Source organism: Sphaerisporangium rubeum, from assembly GCF_014207705.1.
Lineage (GTDB): Bacteria > Actinomycetota > Actinomycetes > Streptosporangiales > Streptosporangiaceae > Sphaerisporangium > Sphaerisporangium rubeum.
Window position 1 is genome coordinate 6791352 of record NZ_JACHIU010000001.1, and the last position, 22527, is coordinate 6813878.

The 22527-nt window shown below is 71.3% G+C and carries 16 protein-coding genes and 1 pseudogene; 10 read left to right on the top strand and 7 right to left on the bottom strand.

All coding sequences use genetic code 11. The annotated features are described in order from the left end of the window. Positions 1 to 951: 951 nt before the first annotated feature. The 3 genes from BJ992_RS28700 to BJ992_RS28710 form a co-directional block, all read right to left on the bottom strand. A complete protein-coding gene (locus BJ992_RS28700; RefSeq protein ID WP_343072909.1) occupies positions 952 to 2277 on the bottom strand; it encodes a C40 family peptidase in 1326 nt (441 codons plus the stop codon). A gap of 337 nt (positions 2278 to 2614) precedes the next feature. Further along, entirely contained in the window at positions 2615 to 3115 is a 501-nt protein-coding gene (gene greA, locus BJ992_RS28705) for a transcription elongation factor GreA (protein WP_184986284.1), read from the bottom strand. A gap of 89 nt (positions 3116 to 3204) precedes the next feature. Then, complete coding sequence (locus BJ992_RS28710) at positions 3205 to 3642, bottom strand: DUF4307 domain-containing protein (protein ID WP_184986286.1); 438 nt, start codon at positions 3640 to 3642, stop codon at positions 3205 to 3207. A gap of 136 nt (positions 3643 to 3778) precedes the next feature. On the opposite strand from BJ992_RS28710, the gene mca reads away from it, so the two are divergent. The 3 genes from mca to BJ992_RS28725 are packed head-to-tail and all read left to right on the top strand — an operon-like array spanning position 3779 to position 5247. Then, entirely contained in the window at positions 3779 to 4663 is an 885-nt protein-coding gene (mca, locus tag BJ992_RS28715; protein WP_343072910.1) for a mycothiol conjugate amidase Mca, read from the top strand. Between the two features lie 36 nt (positions 4664 to 4699). Then, positions 4700 to 4903 carry a hypothetical protein gene (locus BJ992_RS28720; RefSeq protein WP_184986288.1) on the top strand — a complete coding sequence of 68 codons (204 nt, stop codon included), beginning with the start codon at positions 4700 to 4702 and terminating at the stop codon, positions 4901 to 4903. Positions 4904 to 4944: 41 nt separating this feature from the next. Continuing rightward, the gene (locus BJ992_RS28725) at positions 4945 to 5247 is read left to right on the top strand and encodes a GNAT family N-acetyltransferase (RefSeq protein WP_184986290.1); all 303 of its coding nucleotides are present in this window, start codon (positions 4945 to 4947) and stop codon (positions 5245 to 5247) included. A 4-nt stretch (positions 5248 to 5251) separates the two neighbouring features. Here BJ992_RS28725 and BJ992_RS28730 read toward each other — a convergent pair whose 3' ends face one another. Then, entirely contained in the window at positions 5252 to 6403 is a 1152-nt protein-coding gene (locus BJ992_RS28730; RefSeq protein ID WP_184986292.1) for a hypothetical protein, read from the bottom strand. Positions 6404 to 6732: 329 nt separating this feature from the next. On the opposite strand from BJ992_RS28730, the gene BJ992_RS28735 reads away from it, so the two are divergent. The 5 genes and pseudogenes from BJ992_RS28735 (at position 6733) to BJ992_RS28750 (ending at position 15509) form a co-directional block, all read left to right on the top strand. After that, positions 6733 to 7230: a hypothetical protein gene (locus BJ992_RS28735; RefSeq protein ID WP_184986294.1), complete on the top strand. Its 498-nt coding sequence runs from the start codon at positions 6733 to 6735 to the stop codon at positions 7228 to 7230. Positions 7231 to 7318: 88 nt separating this feature from the next. Continuing rightward, the gene (locus BJ992_RS28740) at positions 7319 to 11857 is read left to right on the top strand and encodes a cation-translocating P-type ATPase (RefSeq protein ID WP_184986296.1); all 4539 of its coding nucleotides are present in this window, start codon (positions 7319 to 7321) and stop codon (positions 11855 to 11857) included. Positions 11858 to 12148: 291 nt separating this feature from the next. Further along, positions 12149 to 12766 (top strand): annotated as a pseudogene (locus BJ992_RS33375) (RibD family protein); the annotation flags it as partial. A gap of 30 nt (positions 12767 to 12796) precedes the next feature. Further along, positions 12797 to 13282, top strand: coding sequence for a deaminase (locus tag BJ992_RS33380; protein ID WP_425503738.1), 486 nt, complete (start codon positions 12797 to 12799; stop codon positions 13280 to 13282). Between the two features lie 253 nt (positions 13283 to 13535). Further along, positions 13536 to 15509, top strand: coding sequence for a thioredoxin domain-containing protein (locus BJ992_RS28750; RefSeq protein ID WP_184986301.1), 1974 nt, complete (start codon positions 13536 to 13538; stop codon positions 15507 to 15509). On the opposite strand, the gene BJ992_RS28755 is transcribed toward BJ992_RS28750, so the two are convergent. The 3 genes from BJ992_RS28755 to BJ992_RS28765 form a co-directional block, all read right to left on the bottom strand. Then, entirely contained in the window at positions 15490 to 17682 is a 2193-nt protein-coding gene (locus tag BJ992_RS28755) for a transglycosylase domain-containing protein (RefSeq protein ID WP_184986303.1), read from the bottom strand. The two genes, BJ992_RS28750 and BJ992_RS28755, sit on opposite strands and share 20 nt — an antisense overlap. Positions 17683 to 17882: 200 nt before the next feature. Beyond that, the gene (locus BJ992_RS28760) at positions 17883 to 18362 is read right to left on the bottom strand and encodes an Lrp/AsnC family transcriptional regulator (protein ID WP_184986305.1); all 480 of its coding nucleotides are present in this window, start codon (positions 18360 to 18362) and stop codon (positions 17883 to 17885) included. A gap of 55 nt (positions 18363 to 18417) precedes the next feature. Beyond that, the gene (locus tag BJ992_RS28765; protein ID WP_184986307.1) at positions 18418 to 19509 is read right to left on the bottom strand and encodes a glycoside hydrolase family 53 protein; all 1092 of its coding nucleotides are present in this window, start codon (positions 19507 to 19509) and stop codon (positions 18418 to 18420) included. Positions 19510 to 19800: 291 nt separating this feature from the next. Between BJ992_RS28765 and hppD the strand changes: the two genes are divergently transcribed. Continuing rightward, positions 19801 to 20874 (top strand): 4-hydroxyphenylpyruvate dioxygenase, encoded by a 1074-nt coding sequence (gene hppD, locus BJ992_RS28770; RefSeq protein ID WP_246496808.1) that lies wholly within the window; start codon positions 19801 to 19803, stop codon positions 20872 to 20874. 207 nt (positions 20875 to 21081) lie between these two features. Beyond that, positions 21082 to 22521 (top strand): M1 family metallopeptidase, encoded by a 1440-nt coding sequence (locus BJ992_RS28775; protein WP_184986311.1) that lies wholly within the window; start codon positions 21082 to 21084, stop codon positions 22519 to 22521. Positions 22522 to 22527 lie beyond the last annotated feature (6 nt).

Sequence of the window (22527 nt, forward strand, 5' to 3'; positions counted from 1 at the left end):
GGTGAGCCGGGTGGACCGGCACGGCCGACTTGACGGACGGGGGCTTGTGGCGGTGTCGGTCAGGGTGGGGGTTGTGGGTGGGCCGGTCTCATGGAGTGGGCCGACTCTGATGGGCCGGCATGGACCGCAGAACCGAAGTGGGGGTTGACCATTCGAAGAGGCGCGAGTTCCTCCGAAAGGAGCAGTCTCACGGTGCTCAAGTGAAACGACCGACTCCAGGAGCGGTCGGCTCGCGGGGATTAGAGCGGGTCACGGCGCAGCCGACACTGAGGAATGGCCGACTTGACGGACGGGGGCTTGTGGCGGTGTCGGTCAAGGTGGGGGTTGTGGGTGGGCCGGTCTCATGGAGTGGGCCGACTCTGATGGGCCGGCATGGACCGCAGAACCGAAGTGGGGGTTGACCATTCGAAGAGGCGCGAGTTCTTCCGAAAGGAGCAGTCTCACGGTGCTTGCGTGGCTGGTCGAAGTGGAAAGGATCGGCTGAGCACCGTTCGACGGCGCCGGATTCGCCGTACTACGTCCCGCCGCGTCGGCGCCGGTAAGAGAGACCACAACGGCGGGTGGTGGTGGTGCCGGGCCATCCGGTGAGGGTCCATGGATGTAGTGCACTCCCCGGGACCACCGGTTGGCGGCCGTGCTGAGGCGCCGGATTCGCCGTACCACGTCCCGCCGCGTCGGCGCCGGCAAAACAGACCAAAACGGCGGGTGGTGGCGGGCCACCGAGATCACGTGGTGGCGGGCCACCGAGATCACGTGGTGGCGGGCCACCGAGATCACGTGGTGGTAGGTCACCGAGATCACGTGGTGGCGGGCCACCGAGATCACGTGGTGGTAGGTCACCGGGATCGCGTGGTGGCGGGCCACCGAGATCACGTGGTGGTAGGTCACCGGGATCGCGTGGTGGCGGGTCACCGGGATCGGCGTGGTGGTGGTTGTTGGGTTGGGTTGGGGTCAGCGGGCCTGGGAGGCGGCCCAGGGGCTTACGCGGACTACGCCGGCGAGGTTTCTGGTGTTCAGGGGGGCTATTTTCACTACGTCGCCGGTGCGGGGGGCGTGGAGCATTTTGCCGTTGCCCCAGAAGATGGCGACGTGGGAGATGTAGCCGGGGTTGGTGGGGTCGTTGCGCCAGAAGAGGAGGTCGCCTGGTTGGGCTTGGGAGAGGGGGATCTGGGGGCCGGTGACCCATTGCTGGTGGGTGACTCTTGGCATGCGGACGCCGGCTTGGGCGAAGGCCCATTGGACGAGGCCGGAGCAGTCGAAGGTGTCGGGGCCTTCGGCGCCCCAGACGTAGGGCCGGCCCAGTTTGCTCACGGCGGCGGCGAGAGCCGTCTGGACCTGGTCGGGGGTCATGAAGGAGCCGGTGGGCCAGTTGCGGCGTTGCTGGACGGGGGTGGGGAGGGTGGGGTTGATCAGGGCCACCTGGGTGCCTTTGGGGAGGGCTTTCAGGAGGCGTTGGCGCAGGGTGCGGGAGTCGGCGTCGGGAGCGCTGATCACCAGTGCGTTGCGTTCCGGCATGCCGAGGGCTCTGGCGGTGTCGCGGGACACGACGGCGTTGATCAGGCCCATGCCCATGGTGGCGTAGGCGCCGACGCGGAGTTTTCGGCTGCCGGCGTCGAGGGTGGAGCCGAGGGGGACGCCGCCGTCGTTGCCGAGGGTGAACGACACGGCGACGTCGCCGGCCGCCACGCCGTTCCACAGAGGGTCGGAGCTCGCGGTGGACTTCGGGGTGTAGGCACGGAACGTCGAGGGATCCACACCCATCGTCTGGACGCGTTTGCCCCCCATCATCACGTCGGCGGCGCCGACGACCTCGACGGCGCCGACCCCGGGCCGGGATTTCACGGCGCGGACGGCGTCGTCGGACAGCTCACGCGGGGCCACGACGAACAGGTGGGGTTTGCGTGCCGTCGTGAGCGGCGCGACCGGCGCCGGTGAGGCGGACGGCGGCAACGTGCCGGTGGCGGCGACGTAGCCGGGTTTGGCGGCGGGTCCGGTGCCGGGTCTCGCGACGCTGGTGCGCGGGGTGGCGGGGCTGTGGGCCTCCAGGTCGCCGAGGACCATGAGGTCGGCGGACACCACCGCGACGAGCGCGACGGCCAGGGCCGGCACGACGCGGCGCAGCAGCGGGGACGGCGGCCGGCGGTACGGGGAGCGGCGGCGCGGCGCGCGGAAGGTGAGGTCTTGGCGGACCTCGGACAACGCCTCCGCGAGCCAGGCGGGTGCTCTGGACGGGCCCTCTCTGACGACGGTAGAGCCACGCGGTCGCCGATCGAGCACATCCACCCCTTCCGAGCTTCCTGGTCACCGTCGTCACGGGCCACCGGCCCAGCGGAGCGGTCCATGGGGAACCGGCCCCGCACGGCCCGAGGGCCACAGTTGAGGGTGCCGCATGTCACACGGTTCCGTCCACCCGCGCACGCGTCCCCTCGTCACCGATTTTCCCGGAGATCGCGGCCGATGTCCGGGATTCCCCCTGAACAACCGCGATCCGCCGGAGCCGGGCTCCGGCGGATCGGGTCACATTCGTGTGGCGGACGCGTCAGCCTCCGTCGGAGGCAGGCGACCGATGTACGGCCGCGTCAGGGGTCTCGGCGGTGTGCCTGCGTCGCGGGGGTCAGCCTCCGATGTACGGCACCGCTTCGAGGATCTCGACGGTGTTCTGGCGGCCGTTCGGCAGCGTGTACGTGGCGCGCTCGCCGATCTTCTTGCCGTTGATCGCGGCGCCGAGCGGGGACCGCGGCGAGTAGACGTCGATCGGTGAGCCGCTCTCCTCGCGGGAGGCCAGCAGGAAGGTGACCTCGTCGTCGTCGCCGTCGAAGCGGATGGTGACCGTCATGCCGGGCCCGACCACGCCTTCGGTGCGGGGGGCCTCGCCGACGCGCGCCTGCTCCAGGAGCTGGCGGAGCTGGAGGATGCGGCCCTCCATCTTGCCTTGCTCCTCCTTGGCGGCGTGGTAGCCGCCGTTCTCCTTGAGGTCGCCCTCTTCGCGAGCCGCTTCGATCTTCTTGGCGATGTCGACGCGCCCGGGCCCCGAGAGATACTCGAATTCCGCCTTCAAGCGGTCGTACGCCTCCTGCGTCAGCCAGGTGACGTTCTCGTCGCGGGAGTCGACCACGGGTTCTCCTTGCGTGCAGGTGAGAGTTGCGAGCGTCCGAATTGCGGGAGACTTACAAATTAACCCGCTCGAACGCTTTCCCAAAAGTCTTATTGTACGAGATAGCAGTACTGGACGTGGCCCGATGCGGCTGGCGCGCTCGTGCGCAGCCGCTCCGTGAGCTGGACGGCGGACGAGCCCTGCGGCACCGTGACGTCGCGCGCACCCACCTCGGCCTGCCGGCTGTCCATCGCGCGCACCCGGCACACGGCCGCGCGGTCCTCCGGCTTGGTCACCTGGAAGGTTACCGTGATCGAGTCGGGACCGCCGACCTCGAAGGAGATCACCTGGCTGAGGGCCTCGGGGTTGCCCCGCGCGGACATCATGACGTAGCCCCAGCCGGCCATGGCGAGCGCCACCAGCACCCCCACGACGGCGAGCACGACGAACCGCGCGGTTCGCCCGAGCCGTCCCCCGCTCTGCGTAGGATCGGGGATCGGGCCGAGAACCGGCTGGTCGACGCGGGCACCCGCGCCACTATCGGTCATGGTGGAATCTCCAAGCGGTCACTCGTCGTTGCACGACACAATTGTCCCCCGCGGAGGCGGCGGCCCCCGCTTCACCCCTGAGCGAACCCGACGTTCCCCGGGCCGGCACCCGGGACACCTGAGGAGAAACCGAGCCGTGAGTGCACCGCTGAGGCTGATGGCCGTACACGCGCACCCCGACGACGAGTCGAGCAAAGGCGCCGCCACGATGGCCAGGTACGTGGCCGAAGGCACCGAGGTGCTGGTCTGCACGCTCACCGGCGGTGAGCGTGGCTCGGTGCTGAACCCCAAGATGGACCGGCCCGAGATCGTGGCCAACATCTCCGAGGTGCGCAGGCAGGAGATGGAGAAGGCCCGGCAGATCCTCGGGGTGCGGCAGACGTTCCTCGGGTTCGTCGACTCGGGCCTGCCCGAGGACGAGAACGAGCCGCTGCCCGACGGCTGTTTCGCGTTGCAGCCGCTGGAGGTGGCGTCGGCCCCGCTGGTGGCGGCGGTGCGCGAGTTCAGGCCGCATGTGATCCTCACCTATGACGACGACGGCGGCTACCCGCACCCCGACCACATCATGACCAACAAGGTGTCGGTGGAGGCCTTCGAGGCGGCCGGCGACCCGGACCGCTATCCCGGTCTCGGCGAGCCGTGGCAGCCGCTCAAGCTGTACTACCACATGGGCTTCACCAGGGAGCGTTTCGAGGCGCTCCACCAGGCCATGACCGACCGCGGCATAGGGTCGCCGTACGCCGACTGGATCGCCCGCTGGGAGGACCGGCCGCAGAAGTGGGACGTGACCACGCGGGTGCCGTGCGGCGAGTACTTCGAGGTGCGCGACCAGGCGCTGATCGCGCACGCCACCCAGGTGGACCCCGACGGCTTCTGGTTCGTCTGTCCTCGTGAGCTGCAGCGGGAGATCTGGCCCACCGAGGACTACCACCTGGCGCGTTCGCTGGTCGACACCGAGACGCCGGAGGACGACCTGTTCGCCGGCATCGACGTCTGCGACCGCACGTCCACCCACCCGTGAACGGGGGCGGGGCCCCGCGGTGGCAGACTTGACGGTGTGACCGTCCACGCCGCGGCTGCGGCCGCCCCACCCGTTCCGTACGGCCCAGGCCTGCTGGGCTTCATCGTGGTCGCCGCCATCGGTGTCGCCCTGTACTTCCTGATCAAGTCGATGAACAAGCAGATGTCGAAGATCGAGGTTCCGCGCGAGGACGAGCAGGAGCGCTCCGAGCCCGGAGCGCGGCCGGACGGGTCCCGCTGATCGACCCCGTCACGAGCACGGGCCCACGAGAGGAAACCCCCATGGAGCAGGCGGCCGAGGTCACGGACAACGAAGAGGCCCGGCGTTACGAGATCACCGTCGACGGACGGCTCGCCGGGTTCGTCAGGTACCGCCGCAGGCCGGGGCAGCTCGTGTTCACGCACACCGAGATCGACGAGGAGTTCGAAGGTCAGGGTCTCGGCGGCAGGCTCGTCGGCGCCGCGCTCGGCGCGGCCCGCGACGCGGGGGTGACCGTCGTGCCGGTGTGCCCGTTCGTGGCCAAGTACGTCGAGCGTCACCCCGAGTACCGCGACGTGATCGCCGAGGAGCCGGGGGACGCGTGAGGCGTCAGCGCGCCGACCAGGCGCGCTCCAGGGCCTTCGGCAGGCCCCACCAGCCGAGCGGTGTGAGCACGGCGTGCTCGTCCACGATGCCGAGCCGTTCCCACAGCGGGGTGACGGCCGCGAACAGCGACTCGGTCATCTCCAGGTCCTCGGGGTCGTCCATGTCGACGTCGATGTCCTCGGACTCGGCGACGAACCGCGCGATGCGCTCCGGCGAGGCCAGCACCCCGGGGCCGCGCCGCGCGAGCTCGACGACGGCGGCGAGCCAGTCGGCGTGGTGGATGGTGCACAGCGCCGCGAGCGCGGCGTCCTCGGCGCTCAGCTCGCTTTCGAGGTCCCAGAAGCGGTGGTCGTCCTCGTCGTCCTCCTCCAGGTCGGAGAGGGGGGACGCGATGCCGGCCGCCACGATGAGCCACAGCTCGATGTCGCTCTCCGGCAGCGGCCCGTCGTCGAACCCGGCGCAGGCCCGCAGCACCGACGCGGGGTAGCCGGGCTCACCGAGCAGCACGCGCAGGCGTGCCGCCGCGGCCTCCAGGTCGGCCAGCGGCAGGCCGGGTTCCGGCAGGTCGGCGAGCACGCGGTTCAGCTCGCTGAGCGCGAACGCCTCCTCTTCGTCCCAGGCGGCGAACAGGCCCTCGTTGAGCTCCTCGTCCACCAGCGCGCCAGGCAGGCGGCCGTCGGGGAGCGCGGTGCGCAGCCAGCGGTCCTGCACCTCTTCGTACACCTCGCGCGCCTCGTGGTCTCCGGCGGCCAGCCGGTCGGGGTCGATGTCGCCTCGGGTGACGTGCTCCTCGAGGTGGGTCACGAGCAGGTCGTAGAGCTCGGACGCCACGGGGCCGCGTTCTCCCTCGTCGGGCCAGACGAAGCGGCCACGGGTGATGAGGATGGGTTCGGTGCCGGTGGCCTCCAGCCAGCGCTGCACGTCCCCGACGGTGGCGGCTCCGGATTCGATGCCGGTGAGTGCGGCCTTGGCCGAGTCCCAGAACGGCGCCGACAGGGGGTTGCCCGCGGTGCTCATCTCGCGTCGCAGGTCGGGGAGACAGACCAGGGCCTGGCCGCTCGGCACGGCGAGCAGCGCGCGGGCGACGTCGCGCCGGGTCAGCTCCGCGGCGGACCGGCCCGCGTGCTCGCTGACGAACTCCAGATCAACGTTCACGCTGTGTGAGACTACGCCTCGCCGTCCGCCGGGGACAGCGCGACCGCCGACGCGTCCGCGCGTCCGGTCCGGCACGTCCGCGGTGGTGCGCGTCGGGTCATGACTGGGCCGCGATCGCTATAGATAGCCGCTGACCTGGGGAAAGGTTGGACAGAAGCGAATTTCCGCACCGAGGAGGGACCATGGCGGTGACCGAGACGTCACGCATGAGCAGGCAAAGAAGCCAGGAGCGATCGAGTCACAACGGTGATCTGATCGCCCTGGACACCCCTGTCGTCAGTCTCCATCTCCACCGTCCGCACATGCCGCGGATGCCTCGTATGCCGCAGATGAGGCGGATGACGGAAGGCACCATGCAGGAGACGGCCCGCGCGGTGGAGACGGCGCGCACGTTCCTTCCGCCACCCGAGCGCATGCTGTACTACGGAGCGCTCGGCGCACTGGCGGTGTTCGGGCTGGTGGAGTGGCCCGTGGCCGCCGCCATCGGCGCCGGCACCATGCTCGCGCAGCGCGCGCGCCGCGAGGGGATGGAGCGCCGGGAGCAGGGGATGGGTACCGCCGAGCGCGCGGCGAAGTCCCCGGCGCGCGCCGCCACGTCACGTCCGGCCCGGGCCACGACGTCGCGGAGCACCGGGACGACCGGCACGACCCGCGCGCGGTCCGCGGGGACGACCCGTTCCACGGGGACGACGCGCGCACGCTCCACCGGGACGACTCGCGCACGCTCCACCGGCACACGCGCGGGGGCCGGCGCCTCACGTACGGCCGCGAACAAGACGAGCGGCGCGACGGGGACGACCGGGACCTCGGGTATGACAGGCACATAGAGCGCCTCGACCCGCGAGATCCACTTCCGCACCCAAACTGGAGAGCTCCCCAGGAAGACCTTGAATCGCCTCTGACCTGGTCAGACCTATGATCGGAACGATCACGCCGCCTCGCGCGGCGCCGAGCGTGCCGAAGACCGAGGTCCGTCCTGGAGGCGTGGTGTTCCTGTTCAAAGAACTCAGGGGCCCGGCGGCCGCGTTGATCTCCCTGGTGCCCGACGCCGTGCGCGGCATGCTGCCCCGGGTGCGCCAGGTGCATCCGTGCGCCGGCGGGGTGCGGGTGGAGCTTCACCACATCGGCCGTCCGGGGAGCGCGTCCGCCGCGCGCACCCTTGAGGAACGGCTGTGCGCCATGGACGGCGTGACGCGGGCCGAGGTGAACGGCGCGCTGCGGTTCGTCTACGTCGCCTGCGACACCGACGTCGTCTCGATGGACGAGGTGTTCGCGATCCTCGCCGCGTTCGACACCCCCGAGAAGGCCGGCGAGGAGGAACCACCGCAGGAGGATGACGAGGAGGCACGCCGCCACCCCGCGCGCCATCCCGTGCGCACGGCACGGCACGCGGTCGAGCACCAGGCCCGCGCACTGGTCGAGCTCGGCGCCGGGATGGTCGGCGTCGGCGTGGCGGTGGTCGGCCAGGTCACCCAGGTGACCAAGGCACCCGCCGCGCTGCCCGCGCTGCTCCAGCTCATGGAGGCCACGCCGCGCATCCGGCACGAACTGGAGAAAAGAATCGGCCGTCCGGCGTCCAACGTCGTGTTCGCCTCCACCCGGTTCACCGCGCAGACGCTGGCGCTGCGTCCCTTCGGCCTGTTCATCGACTCGCTGGCCGCGCTCGGTCACGTCGCCGAGTCGCAGGCGGCGCGGCACGCGTGGCACGCGCAGGAGGCCGAGTTCGCGCGCAAGAAGGGCTCCTACCGCTACATACGGCGTCATGTCCGGCGCCGGCCGATGCCGCTGCCGTACGGGCCGGTGGAGCGCTACGCGGACTCGATCAGCGCAGGCGCGCTGGCCTCGTACGGCGTCATCACCGCGCTGTCGGGGCCGCAGCGCGCTCTGGCGATGCTCGTGGCAGGCACCCCGAAGGCGGCCCGCCTCAGCCGTGACGCGCTGACCAGCGCGGTCGGCCGGGTGGCCGCGCATCGCGGCGCGCTCATACTCGACCGTGAGTCGCTGCGCCTGATGGACCGCGTCGACACCGTGGTCTTCGACGCCGAGGCGCTCACCATGGGCCTGTGGACGGTGCACGAGGTGCTGCCGCTCGTGGACGGCCGCGACGAGCTGCACGCGCGTGCGTACACGCTGCTCGAAGGCGGCGACGCGACGACGCCACGTGAACAGGACGGCTGGGCCGCCAGACCGACGGCCGACGTCCCCGAGCGCGCGGCGCGCTGGCGCGAGCTCGGCGTGCGGGCCGTCTCCATCACCCACGACGGCGAGCAGGTGGCGCTCGCCGGCATGGTGCCTGAGCTGCATCCGTACGCCGAGACGCTGGTGCGTGCGGCACGCGCGGCCTGCCGTGTGGTGCTGGCCGGCGGCGACCCCAGCCTGCTGTGGCGGCTCGGCGTGGAGGAGCAGCGGTCCGGCGACGCACCCGCCGCTCTGGTGCGCGAGCTCCAGGCCGAGGGACACGCGGTCGCGATGGTGGCGCGGCGCACCGGCCGCGGCCTCGCGGAGGCCGACCTCGGCATCGGCCTGTTCACGCGCGCCGCGCATCCCGCATGGGACGCCGACGTGCTGTGCTCCACGGAGGCCGCGTACCTGCTGATGAGGTCGTTCCCCCTGGTGCGGTCGACCGCGAGGCGCGGGGTGCGGGTGACCGCGGCGGGTGCGGCGGCCGGCGGCCTGCTGGCCGCCATGGGGCCGCAGGACCGGTCGCTGCGCCGGGTCCAGCTCGCCGCCGACTGCACGTCGCTGGTGACGCTCGCCACCGGCGTGTGGGCCGGTCGCGACCTCGGCAAGCTGCGGCTGCCGCCGCGCGACGACCGTACGCCGTGGCACGCGCTGCCGGTGTCCGACGTCCTGGACCGGGTCGCCTCCTCGGCGTCCGGCCTCACCGAGGCCGAGGCGGCGCACCGCAGGAAGCGGCCCGAGCGCGACGAACCGGCGAAGCCGCCGTCGCTGCTGCGCGCCACGGCCGAGGAACTCGCCAACCCGCTCACGCCGGTGCTCGGCGTGGCGGCGGGGATCTCGGCGGCCGTGGGGTCGGCGCTGGACGCCGTGCTGATCGCCGGGGTGCTCTCGGTGAACGGCCTGATAGGCGGCGCGCAGCGCACCGGGGCCGACCGCGCGCTCCACCGGCTGGCCGACGCCACGGCGGTGCCGGTACGGCTGCGGCGTCCCGACGGCACGTCGGCGGGGGTCGCCGACCAGCTCGTGCGCGGCGACATCATCGAGCTGCGGTCCGGCGACGCGGTTCCCGCCGACTGCCGCGTGATCAAGGCGCGCGGGCTGGAGATGGACGAGTCCTCGCTGACCGGGGAGTCGCAGCTCGTCGCCAAGTCGGCGGCGCCGTCCGCCGCGATCTCGGTGGCCGACCGCCGTTCCATGGTCTTCGCCGGCACGACCGTCGCCGCCGGGTACGGCACCGCGGTCGTCGTCGCCACCGGGACGGCCACCGAGGTCGGTCGCACCGCGGATCTGGAGGCCCGGCAGAAGCCGCCGACCGGGGTGGAGCTGCGGCTGCGCGCGCTCGGCCGGCAGATCATGCCGGTCGCGATCGGCTCAGGCGTCCTCCTCATGATCACCAACCTGATCCGGCGGGTGCCGGCCGGTGTCGCGCTCGCGCCGGCGGTGAGCCTCGCGGTGGCCGCGGTCCCCGAGGGGCTGCCGTTCATCGCGACGCTCGCCGAGCTGGCGGCGGCCAGGCGGCTGTCCACCCGCGAGACGCTGGTGCGCAACCCGTCGACCATCGAGGCGCTCGGCCGGGTGGACGTGCTGTGCTTCGACAAGACCGGCACTCTCACCGAGGGGCACATCACCCTCGGCCGTGTCTCCGACGGCCGGATGGAGCGCTCGGTGGACGAGCTGACGCCGGAGTTCCGGCGCATCCTCGCCGCAGCGCTGCGCGCCGGGCCGCGCGTCGAGGGGGACCGGCCCCCGGCCCACCTCACCGACAGGGCCGTGCTCGACGGCGCGCGGCGGGCCGGGGTGCGCGACGCCGACGGGCTCGGCACGTGGGACAGGGTCGCGGAGCTGCCGTTCGAGCCGACCCGCGGCTACCACGCGGTGCTCGGACTCGTACCGGCGGGAGCGACGCCGTTCCCGGAAGAGGCGCCTGAGCTGACGGCGCTGCGGTCCGCGGGGAACGGGAGGGCTCCGCGCGGCGGCGCGACGCACGTGCTGAGCGTCAAGGGGGCGCCTGAGGTCGTGCTGCACCGGTGCACCACCATGGTGCACGACGGCCAGGTGCTGCCGCTCGACCCCGAGAGCACCGGGCCGCTGGTCAAGGAGATGGACCGGCTCGCGCAGCAGGGGTACCGGGTGCTGGCCGTGGCGGAACGGATCGCGTCCGACCGCAGCGACCTGGACGAGTCGCGGATCGAGGGCCTGTGCTTCCTCGGGTTCCTCGGTCTCGCCGACCCGGTGCGGCCCACGGCGGCCGAGAGCGTGCGCAAGCTGCGCAAGGCCGGGGTGCGCGTCGTGATGATCACCGGGGACCACCCCAGTACGGCCGAGGCCATCGCCGCCGAGCTCGGCGCGATGAACGGCGGCCAGATCATGACGGGCCCCGAGCTCGACAGGATCGACGACGCCGAGCTCGCCGTGGCGCTCCCCGGGGTGTCGGTGTTCGCTCGTGTCACCCCCTCGCACAAGGCGAGGATCGTGGACGGCCTGCAGCGGGCCGGACGCATCGTGGCGGTCACCGGGGACGGCGCGAACGACGCGCCGGCCATCAAGCTCGCCGACGTCGGCATCGCGCTCGGCACGCGGGCCACGCCGGCCGCGCGGGCCGCCGCGGACGTCGTGGTGACCGACGACCGCATCGAGACGATCGTGGACGCCATCGTCGAGGGCCGCGCGATGTGGAGCTCGGTGCGTGACGCGCTCGGCATCCTGCTCGGCGGCAACCTCGGCGAGATCGCCTTCACCGTGGGGTCCAACCTGGTCGCCGGCCGCAACACCCTGAACGCGCGCCAGTTGCTGCTGGTCAACCTGCTGACCGACATGCTGCCGGCGCTGGCGATCGCCGTACGGCCGCCGCGGGCCACCAACCCCGAGAAGCTGCTGGCCGAGGGGCCGGAGGCGTCGCTCGGGACCGCGCTCACCCGGGACATCTACCTGCGGGCCGGGGTGACGGCCGCGGCGGCGTCGGCCGCCTGGATGATGGCGCGGACCACCGGCAGCGAGGGCCGCGCCGACACGGTGGGGTTGATCGGGCTGGTGTCGGCGCAGCTCATCCAGACGCTCGGCCTCGGCGGGCTGGACCGTACCGTGCTGGCGGCCACCGGCGCGTCCATGGCGGCGCTGGTGCTCGCGGTGTCGATCCCCGGCGTCAGCCGGCTGTTCGGGTGCCGGCCCGTGGGGCCGGTGGGCTGGACGATCGGGATCACCTGCGGCGTGGTGGCCGGGGTGCTGAGCCGGTGGGTGAGCACGCTGGAGCCGAACGGTGACTCCGGTCACTGAAAATTCACCTTCCGGACACCCAGAACGTTACAAGTAGCTAGAAACCTGCTTAATCATGTAGAAAGCAGGCGAAAGTCCCCAACTGTGAGGTATCTGGTGTCCGACTTCCTGGCCGGCGTACTCGCCAAGGCAGCCGTTTTGATCGTTGAGGCGCTCGTCATCCGTCTCGTCCAGGTCTGGGTCACTCGCACCGCACCCCAGGCCGCCTGACCCTCGACGGCCCCCGTCCCGGACCACCACCGGGACGGTGGGCCATGATGGGGGTTTCCGTGGTGGAGGTGACCGGTGACGGTGCGGCCGTACGTCCTTCTGTCGGTCGCGTCGTCGATCGACGGTCACATCGACGACACGTCCGGCATGCCGCTGGCGTTGTCCAACGAGGCCGACTTCGACCGCGTGGACGAGGTGCGGGCCGGATGTGACGCGATCCTCGTCGGCGCGGGGACCATCAGAGCGGACGACCCCCGCCTCCTGGTCCGGTCCCCCGACCGGCGGGCCGCCAGGGTCGCGCGGGGTCTCGGCCCGACACCACTGAAGGTCACCCTGACCGGCCGCGGCGATCTCGACCCCTCGGCGCGGTTCTTCACCCTCGGCGACACCGGCAAGCTCGTGTACGCCACGAGCGGCGCCGTCGCGCGCGCCGCCGGCGCGGTGGGGGCCGTCGCCACCGTGGTCGACGCCGGCGACCCCCTGGACCTTCCCGGTGTGCTCGCCGACCTCGCCGCGCGCGGGGTGCGGCGCCTCATGGTCGAGGGGGGTGGCGCCGTCCACACGATGTTCCTGAGCGCGGGGCTGTTCGACGAGCTCCACCTGGTCATCGCGCCGTTCCTCGTCGGCGACCCCGATGCGCCGCGTTTCCTCGCGGCCGGCGCCTACCCGTACGGCCCCGGCAACCCTCTGCGGCTGGCCGAGGCCCGGCCGCTCGGGGACGTCGTCCTCCTGCGGTACCTGCCGCCTCCCGCGTCCGGTGTCCCCGGGCCGCGCACCGATCTGGCGTGGCTGCGCGAAGCGGTGGAGCTGTCGCGGCGGTGTCCCCGCTCGGACAGCGCGTTCGCCGTCGGCGCCGTGGTCGTGGCGGCGGACGGCGAGGTGCTGGCCACCGGCCACTCACGGGAAAGCAGCCCCCACGACCACGCGGAGGAGGCCGCGCTGGCCAAGATCGCGCCAGATGATCCACGCCTGGCGGCGGCCACCGTGTACACCTCGCTCGAACCCTGCACCACCCGCGCCTCCCGGCCGGTGAGCTGCACCGATCTGATCCTCGCCGCCGGGATCCCCCGCGTGGTGCTCGCCTGGCGCGAGCCGGGGGTCTTCACCGACTGCGTCGGAGCCGAGACCCTCCGAGAGGCCGGCCGCACGGTCGTGGAGCTGCCGGAGCTCGCCGCCGAGGTCCGCGCGGTCAACGCGCACCTGTTCCCCGCCTGAGCGGCGGCTGTGAGCGGTGCGAGCAGGACGTTAGGATGCTCCGAAGCCGATCTGATGAGCTGAGGAGTTCGCCGGAGATGTACAAAGAGTTCGCGATCGAAGTCGTGGTGTGGCTGATTCCCGTGGTCATCCTGCTCGGAGTCGCGTACCTGGTCACCGCCGGCTGACGCCAGGCGCGAGCCCCCCGGAGGCGGTCCGGTCCGGCGGACATGATGGAGTCGTCCTGCAAGGGACGACGGCGCCGGGAGGACCGATGAACAGGCTGCGGGACGCGACGAGCCCCTATCTGCTCCAGCACGCCGGCAACCCCGTCGACTGGTACGAGTGGGGTGACGAGGCGTTCGCCGAGGCACGCAGGCGTGACGTGCCGCTGCTGATCTCGGTGGGGTACTCGGCCTGCCACTGGTGCCACGTGATGGCGCACGAGTCGTTCGAGCACCCCGCGACGGCGGCGATGATGAACGACGCGTTCGTCAACGTCAAGGTCGACCGTGAGGAACGGCCCGACGTGGACGCCGTGTACATGAACGCCACCACCGCCATGACGGGACAGGGCGGCTGGCCGATGACCGTGTTCGCCACCCCGGACGGCCACCCGTTCTACGCCGGCACCTACTTCCCGCGTCCGCACTTCCAGCGTCTGCTCGCGGCCGTCTCCGACGCCTGGACGCGGGACCGCGAAAGCGTGCTGGCGCAAGGCGGCAAGGTCGTGGCGGCCCTCGACGAGGCGGCCCTGCCGGCCGGCGGGCCCGTCCCCACGGCCGAGGTCACCGAGCAGGCCGTGCGCGACCTCGCCACGACGTTCGACGCCGCGAGAGGCGGGTTCGGCGGGGCCCCGAAGTTCCCGCCGTCCATGGTGCTGGAGTTCCTGCTGCGGCACCGCACCGGCCAGGCCGCCGAGATGGCGGCCGTCACGCTGGAGGCGATGGCCAGAGGCGGCATCTACGACCAGCTCGGCGGCGGGTTCGCCAGGTACAGCGTGGACGCCGGGTGGGTGGTGCCCCACTTCGAGAAGATGCTGTACGACAACGCGCTGCTGCTGCGCGTCTACACCCACTGGTGGCGCGCCACCGGCTCGCCGCTGGCCCGCCGGGTCGCGATCGAGACCGCCGAGTGGATGCTGCGCGAGATGCGCACGGCCGAGGGCGGTTTCGCGTCCGCGCTCGACGCCGACAGCGAGGGTGAAGAGGGCCGGTTCTACGTGTGGACCCCGGCCGAGCTGCGTGAGGTGCTCGGTGAGGAGCGTGGCGCGTGGGCCGCGTCGGTGTTCGAGGTGACGCCGTCCGGCACGTTCGAGCATGGCGCGTCGGTGCTGCAACTGCTCGCCGACCCCGACGACCGGGAGGAACTGGACGTCGTACGTGCGGAGCTGCTGGCCGCGAGAGCATCCAGGGTGCGGCCCGGCAGGGACGACAAGGTCGTGGCCGCGTGGAACGGCCTCGCCGTCGCGGCGCTCGCCGAGACCGGCGCGCTGCTGCGCCGTCCCGACCTGGTCGACGCGGCCCGTGGCGCCGCCGAGCTGATCGACACGCTGCACACCGACGGCGCGCGGCTGTGGCGCACCTCACGGGACGGCCGCGCGGGCCGCAACGCCGGGGTGCTCGAGGACTACGCCGACGTGGCCGAGGGGTACCTCGCGCTGTACGGGGTGACGGGTGAGGCACGGTGGTTCGAGCGGGCCGGAGCGCTGCTCGGCACCGTGCTCGACCGGTTCCCCGACGGCGAGGGGGGTTTCTACGACACGCCGGACGACGGCGAGCGGCTGTTCCAGCGTCCCCGTGAGTCCACCGACGGCGCCACCCCCTCGGGCCGGTTCGCCGCCGCCGGCGCCCTGCTGACGTACGCCGCGCTCACCGGCTCCGCGCGCCACCGCACCGCCGCCGAGGAGGCGCTCGGCCTGGTGACCACGCTGGCCTCCCGGCACGCGAGGTTCGCCGGCTGGGGTCTCGCGGTGACCGAGGCGGCCCTGTCCGGCCCGGTGGAGGTCGCCATCTCCGGCACGCCGGACGACCCCCGCACCTCGGCGCTGCGCCATGCGGCGCTGATGTCCGGCGTGCCGGGCCTGGTGATCGCGCTCGGCGACGGCGACGTGCCGCTGATGCGGGGCCGTGGCCTGGTCGGCGGCGAGCCCGCCGCGTACGTGTGCCGGAACTTCACCTGCCGGCTGCCGGTCACGACGCCGGCCGGCCTCACGGAGGAACTGCGGGTCAGCGGCGCGGCGCGGTGAACTCCTGCTGCTGCGGCGGCGGGTCCTGCGGCGGCGGTGGCGGCGGGTTCCCCGGGTCGTCCGGCGGCGGGTTCTGATCGGGGCCGGGATCGCTCGGCGGCCCCGACGGCTCACCGGTGGGCCGGGGGTCCGGCGGGCCGGACGGCTGCGGCTGGTCCGGCGGGGTGGTCTCGGGGCCGCCGCTCGGCGGCGGACCCTGCGGGTCGTCACCCCAGCCGTTGCCGCCGTTCCAGCCGTGGTCGTTCCAGCCCTGGTCGTTCCAGCCCTGGTCGTTCCAGCCTTGGTCGTTCCAGCCGCCGCGGTTGTAGGTCACGGGCTCGGGGAACTCCTTGACCGGCTTGCCGTCCATGGCGTCGGTCATGAAGGCCTTCCAGACCTGCGCCGGCAGTGAACCGCCGAACAGCGCGCCGTACCCGGGGACGCGGACGGTCTTGTTGTCGTCGCGGAACATGTTGACCGCGGTGGACAACTGGGGGGTGTAGCCGACGAACCACACCGAGCTGGACGCGTCGCTGGTGCCGGTCTTGCCTGCCACCGGCCGGTCGTACAGCCGCGCGCCGGTGCCGGTGCCTCCCTCGACGGTCTGCCGCATCGCGTACGTGGCGTCGGCGGCGGTGTCCGCCTTGAACGCGCGCACGGCGGGTGCGGCGAACTTGCGCGTCACTCCCTTGGCGTCGGTGACGGCCCTGATGACGTGCGCCTCACGGTGCACACCCTGCGCGGCGAACGTCGCGAAGCCCGACGCCTGCTGCACGGCGCTCACCGAGGCGGTGCCGAGCGGGAAGGTCGGGAAGCTCTTCTGCACGGCGAGCTGGTCGGCGGGGATGCCGGCCGCCTCGGCCACCTTGGCGATCTTGTCGAGGCCGACCTTCTGGCCGAGGTCGACGAAGGCCGTGTTCACCGAGTCGCGCGTGGCCGCCACCAGGTCGATCGACGCGCCGTACGACGTGCCGCCGGAGTTCGGGATGGGTTCGCGCGCCGTGGCGACCCGGATCGGCGAGTTGCCGTTCACGCGGGTGCCGAGACCCATGCCGTCCTCGAGCGCCGCCGCCAGAGCGTACGGCTTGAAGGTGGACCCGGCCTGCACCTTGGCGGAGAACGCGTTGTCGTACTGGTTGTCGCGGTAGTCCTTGCCGCCGTAGAACGCGACCACCTCACCGGTGGCCGGGTCCACCGCGGCGAGGCCGGTGCGGACCTTGCCGGGGGTGTCGTCCGGCAGCGTGTCCTTGACGGCGCGCGCCGCGGCGGCCATCAGGCGCTTGTCGAACGTCGTGGTGATCTTGAGACCGCCCTGCTGGATCTCCTCGTCGGTGAACCCGCGGCGGTTCAACTCGGCCCGCACCTGGGCCATGATGTAGCCCTTCTGGCCGCTCAGCGTCAGAGGGTTCTTCAGCTTGGCGAGCTTCGGGAACGTCATCGCGGCGGCCTCGGACGCCGTGAGCGCCTTGGTCTGCGCCATCGCGCCGAGCACCGACCGCCAGCGCGCCTGCGCCGCCGCGAGGTCGGCCCCCTCGGGGGACGCGAAGCGGGACGGCTGCTGGATCACCGCGGCGAGATAGGCGCCTTCCGCGGGGGTGAGCTTGCCGACGTCCTTGCCGAAGTACGCCTGCGCGGCGGCCTGGACGCCGTACGCGCCGCGGCCGAAGTAGATGGTGTTGAGGTACTGCTCCAGCACCCACGCCTTGGACTTGGAGCGGTCGACCTTCAACGCGATCATGATCTCTTTGAGCTTGCGCGTCGCGGAGCGCTCCTGGCTGAGCCCGCTGTAGTAGTTGCGCACGAGCTGCTGGGTGATCGTGGAGCCGCCCTGGAGCTGGCTGCCGGTCACCGTCGACCACATGGCGCGCACGGTGCCTTGCAGGGAAACGCCTTGGTCCTGGTAAAAAGTGCGGTTCTCCACGGCGATGACCGCGTTCCTGACGTGCTCAGGCACGGTGTCCAGCGGGACGTTCTTGCGGTTCACCCCCTGGCGGGCCAGCACGGTCTTGCCGTCGCGGTAGTAGACGGTGGAGCCCTGCGCGGTGGCGAGCTTCTGCGTGGTGTCGGGGATCGGCGTGAGGATCCACGCGACGGCGAGCGCGCCGCCTGCGGCGACGAGCACGAAGGCGAACGCGATCAGAAGTCGGCGGAGGAGCCGCCGTCCGGCCCTGCCGGTCTTGCGCGGTTCCCCCACGGTGTCACCCCCGATGCTCAGCTAAACCCCCGTAAGCTGGGCGGACCGTCCAATTTAAACCATAGATAGCCGTGCTCTGCCCGTCGAGGCGGCTGTCGAACTTCGTATCGCGAGGTTATGCGAACGGCCAGGGGACGCCATGGGACGCGCCGTGGCGGGTGAAGGGCCACCCCGCGGACCGTCAAACCGGTGGGAGCGCTTCATCGGGGGCCGTGGCGCGGCGCCGCGGCGACCAGCGGCAGCACACGATAGACGACCGGTGTGTCGAGCGCGATCACCGATGACGTGCGGACCACACCCTCGACCTCGACGATCAGGTCGATGACCCGCTGCAGGTCGGCGTTGCTTCGCGCCACGACGCGGCACAGCATGTCGTCCCCGCCGGTGATGGTGTGGACCTCCAGCACCTCGGGGATCCTCGCGAGCAGGCCCGCGACCGGGTCGTGGCCGCTGACCTGCCGGATGTGCAGCGTGACGAACGCGGTGACCGTGTAGCCGAGCGCGGCCGGGTCCACGTCGGGGCCGAAGCCGGTGATCACGCCGTTCGCCGTCAGGCGGTCGAGCCTGGCCTGCACCGTGCCGCGCGCCACCCCGAGCCTGCGTGACGCCTCGAGCACGCCGACCCGGGGCTCGGCGTGCAGCAGCGTGATCAGGCGTACGTCCAGCTCGTCGATCGTCATGCTGTACAGCCTCGCGGACGAACCCCCGCTACGACCAGGCAACCTGCCTAGGCGGCTAGGGGATCCATCGGACGTTGGGGTTGATCTGGCCGGTCCAGTTGAAGATCGCCATGTTGTCCCAGCCGTCGCCGCTGCCGTTGATGTCCGCCGGGTCCCAGCCGTTGCCGGGGACCGCGTACCAGGTCGGCTCCCAGTAGAAGACGCCGATGGCGCCGGCGTTGCGTGCCGTGTTCTGCACCGCCGCGAACTGCGACCCCTGCCCCTGCCAGGTGAGGCCGTACCCCGAGCATCCCGTGGTGACGGCGTTGGGGGTGGAGTCGGCGTTGCCGGCGGTGAACGGGTAGGCGGTCTCGGCGATGACGAGCGGCTTGCCGTAGCGGGACCGCAGGTCCGAGATCACGCCGGACAGGTTGGACAGGGTGCCGTGCCACATGCAGTAGTACGACAATGCGGTGATGTCCCACGGCACACCCTTGGCCCTGATGCCGTCGTAGAACCAGCGCGCGGCGGTGAGGTTGTCCGCCAGCGCGGTGTGGATCATCACCTGGGTGCCGGAGTTGCAGGCCTTGGTGGCGTTGTAGCCGGCCTTGAGCAGCAGGCTCAGGTTGGTGAAGTCGCTGTTGACGACCTTGCCGTCGTTCCACAGCATGCCGGTGTTGATCTCGTTGCCGATCTGCACGCTGTCGGGGGTCGTGCCCTGCGCCTTGAGGCTGTTGCACACGTCGTAGGTGTAGTTGTACACGTCGCTCTGCAACTGGCCGATGCCGTGGCTCGACCACTCGGCCGGCTTGTACTGCTTGCCGGGGTCGGCCCAGGTGTCGGAGTAGTGGAAGTCGACCAGCAGCTTCAGGCCCTTGGCCTTGACCGTCCGCGCGAACGCGAGAACCTTCGACTTGTTGTTGTAGCCGCTGCGCGGCGAGTTCCAGACACGCAGGCGTACGTAGTTCACGCCGACGCTCTTGAGGATGTCCAGCGGGTCCCGCTGGTTGCCGTTCGCGTCGTAGTACCGCGCGCCGAGGTCGAGCGCGCGCTGCAAGGTGGACACGTCGGCGCCGAGCATGCTCAGCGGGGTGGCGGCGTGCGCCGGCGTCGCGGCGGGTAACACCGCGGCGGCGAGCACGGTGAGTGCCGCCAGGATCTTCTTCATTCTTTCCTCCGGTCAGGTGAGGAATGTGGACAGAACCCCCGAAAACCCCCTGTGAACGTGCACAGTAACGCACAACCGGAGCCGCGAAAAGGACACGGTCACCGGTCCTCGGGCCCTGCGCGGCGGTGCAGTCGGACACGGACCGGCTGGTCGATCATCAGGCTGTACAGCATTACCGGCGAAGTCCGGTTTCGACTGGTCAAGATGACTACTGAAATTTCCAACGCTTGCACACATAGGCCACCACATCGGAGGGTGAGGGGCATGAGCGATGTATTTCCCGTGCATGGCATGGACTCCGTGGTCTTCGCCGTCGGCAACGCCAAGCAGGCGGCGCACTACTACTCCACCGCCTTCGGCATGCGCCTGGTCGCCTACAAGGGGCCGGAGACGGGGAGCCGTGACGAGGTGGCCTACGTGCTGACCTCCGGCGGCGCTCGGTTCGAACTGCGCGGCTCGGTGCGGGCCGGCACCGAGATCGCCGACCACGTCGCGCGGCACGGCGACGGGGTCATCGACCTGGCCCTCGACGTACCGGACGTGGAGGAGGCGTACGCGCACGCCGTGGCGGCCGGCGCACGCGGGCTCGTGGAGCCGCACGTCGTGGAGGACGAGCGCGGCAAGGTGGTGCTCGCCGCCATCGCGACGTACGGCGAGACGCGGCACACGCTGGTCGACCGGTCCAACTACAGCGGTGTGTACCTGCCGGGGTACGTGCCTGCCGAACCGATCGTGGCGCCGCCGTCCCGGCGGTACTTCCAGGCCGTCGACCACTGCGTCGGGAACGTCGAGCTCGGCAAGATGGACGAGTGGGTCGAGTTCTACAAGAACGTCATGGGCTTCACCAACATGGCGGAGTTCATCGGCGACGACATCGCGACCGACTACTCGGCGCTGATGTCCAAGGTCGTCGCGAACGGCACCCGCAAGGTCAAGTTCCCGCTGAACGAGCCGGCGCTCAGCCGGAAGAAGTCGCAGATCGACGAGTACCTGGAGTTCTACGGCGGCCCCGGGGTGCAGCACATCGCGCTCGCGACCAACGACATCCTGCGCACCGTGCGCGAGATGCGGGCCGCGGGGATCGAGTTCCTCGACACGCCTGACTCCTACTACGACGACCCCGAGCTGCGCGCGCGGATCGGCGAGGTGCGGGTGCCGGTCGAGGAGCTGAAGCGGGAACGCGTGCTCGTGGACCGCGACGAGGACGGCTACCTGCTGCAGATCTTCACCAAGCCCGTGCAGGACCGTCCCACCGTGTTCTTCGAGTTCATCGAGCGCCACGGCTCCCTCGGCTTCGGCAAGGGCAACTTCAAGGCCCTGTTCGAGGCCATCGAGCGCGAGCAGGAGCGGCGCGGCAACCTCTGACCCTTCCCGCAGGCGGCCCGCGCCGCCTCTTCAAGGGACCGGCCCCTCCCCCCCGTACGGGGCCGGTCCCCCGGGGTGGATCTACCGTGCCGGAGAGGGAGAAAACGACCTCGTGGGCCGGCTTCCGGCCGGGAAAGTTCCGCGGTCCAGGCCACGTGATGCCGAGGATGCCGGATGACCTGCCCTTTCTCGCGTAGGCTGCACGGCATGCATACGCCAACGCGTGTGACGGCCGCGCTCGCCGCCGTCGTGATGGCGACCGGCGCCTGCTCGGCCTCGAACGGCGCGACGGCGCCGAGCGGGGCCCCCGCGGCGACCGAGCGCTCCGGCGGCTCCGCAGGCACTCCCGGCGCGGCCGGCATCGGCGACCCCGACTTCCCCCGTGACGGCAACGGCGGGTACGACGTCGCGCACTACGGCCTGCGGCTCGGATACGACCCGTCGTCGCGGACCCTCGACGGCACCGCGACCGTCAAGGCCGCCGCCACGCAGGACCTGTCACTGTTCCACCTCGACCTGCACGGCTTCACCGTGCGCGCGGTCACCGTGGACGGCGCCGCCGCCACGTTCACCAGGGACGGCGACGAGCTGGTCGTGACGCCGGCCGAGCCGATCGCCAAGGGCACGTCCTTCACCGTCGCCGTCGAGTACGGCGGCAAGCCCGACCCGGTGCGCAACTCCTCCAACCTCGGCACCTACGGCTTCATCCCCACCAAGGACGGCGCGTTCGTCACCGCCGAGCCGAACGGCGCCAAGACGTGGTTCCCCTGCAACGACCACCCGGCCGACAAGGCGACGTTCGACTTCGACGTCACCGTCCCCGCGGGGCTCACCGTCATCGCCAACGGCGAGATGACCAGGCCCCCCGCCACCTCCGGTGACAAGTCCACGTTCACGTGGCGCGAGTCGCACCCGATGACGACCTACCTCGCCACGATCACCCTCGGGAAGTTCCAGGTCCGCACCGGCAAGAGCACGCGCGGCATCCCCGTGTACGCCGCCACCGACCCGGCGTACTCCCACCAGCTCGACTCGCTGTTCGCCACCTCGGCCAAGGTCACCGACTACTGGTCCACGGTCTTCGGCCCCTACCCGTTCTCGTCCACCGGCGGCGTGATCGACGACTTCTCCGCCGGTTACGCGCTGGAGAACCAGACCAAGCCCATGTACGGCGGCTTCGCCCCCGACCAGAGCATCATCGCGCACGAGCTGGCCCACCAGTGGTTCGGCGACAGCGTCAGCATCACCCGCTGGAAGGACCTCTGGCTCAACGAGGGCTTCGCGACCTACGCCGAGTGGCTGTGGGCCGAGCGCAACGGCGGCGCGAGCGCCGACCAGACCTTCGAGGGGTACAACGGCGCCGACCGCTCCGAGATGTGGGGGTACCCGCCAGGTGAGGCGCGCCGCGACGACCTGTTCCACAACTCGGTCTACACGCGCGGCGCCATGACGTTGCACGTGCTGCGCCGCCGCATCGGCGACGACAAGTTCTTCGAGCTGCTGCGCACCTGGACCAGGACATACGCGCACTCCAACGCCACCACACCGCAGTTCATCGCGATGGCGGAGAAAGTCGGCGGCAAGCCGGTGAAGGACCTGTTCGACGCCTGGCTGTTCAGCCCCACGCACCCCACGATCGTGCGCTGAGCCTCC

Bases quoted from the DNA above. Each gene is read 5' to 3' on its own strand.
- BJ992_RS28775 (WP_184986311.1), top strand. From the start codon at position 21,082: ATGCATACGCCAACGCGTGTGACGGCCGCGCTCGCCGCCGTCGTGATG.
- hppD (WP_246496808.1), top strand. From the start codon at position 19,801: ATGGACTCCGTGGTCTTCGCCGTCGGCAACGCCAAGCAGGCGGCGCAC.
- BJ992_RS28725 (WP_184986290.1), top strand. From the start codon at position 4,945: ATGGAGCAGGCGGCCGAGGTCACGGACAACGAAGAGGCCCGGCGTTAC.
- BJ992_RS28740 (WP_184986296.1), top strand. From the start codon at position 7,319: ATGATCGGAACGATCACGCCGCCTCGCGCGGCGCCGAGCGTGCCGAAG.
- BJ992_RS28735 (WP_184986294.1), top strand. From the start codon at position 6,733: ATGAGGCGGATGACGGAAGGCACCATGCAGGAGACGGCCCGCGCGGTG.
- BJ992_RS28765 (WP_184986307.1), bottom strand. From the start codon at position 19,509: ATGAAGAAGATCCTGGCGGCACTCACCGTGCTCGCCGCCGCGGTGTTA.
- BJ992_RS28760 (WP_184986305.1), bottom strand. From the start codon at position 18,362: ATGACGATCGACGAGCTGGACGTACGCCTGATCACGCTGCTGCACGCC.
- BJ992_RS28710 (WP_184986286.1), bottom strand. From the start codon at position 3,642: ATGACCGATAGTGGCGCGGGTGCCCGCGTCGACCAGCCGGTTCTCGGC.
- BJ992_RS28750 (WP_184986301.1), top strand. From the start codon at position 13,536: ATGAACAGGCTGCGGGACGCGACGAGCCCCTATCTGCTCCAGCACGCC.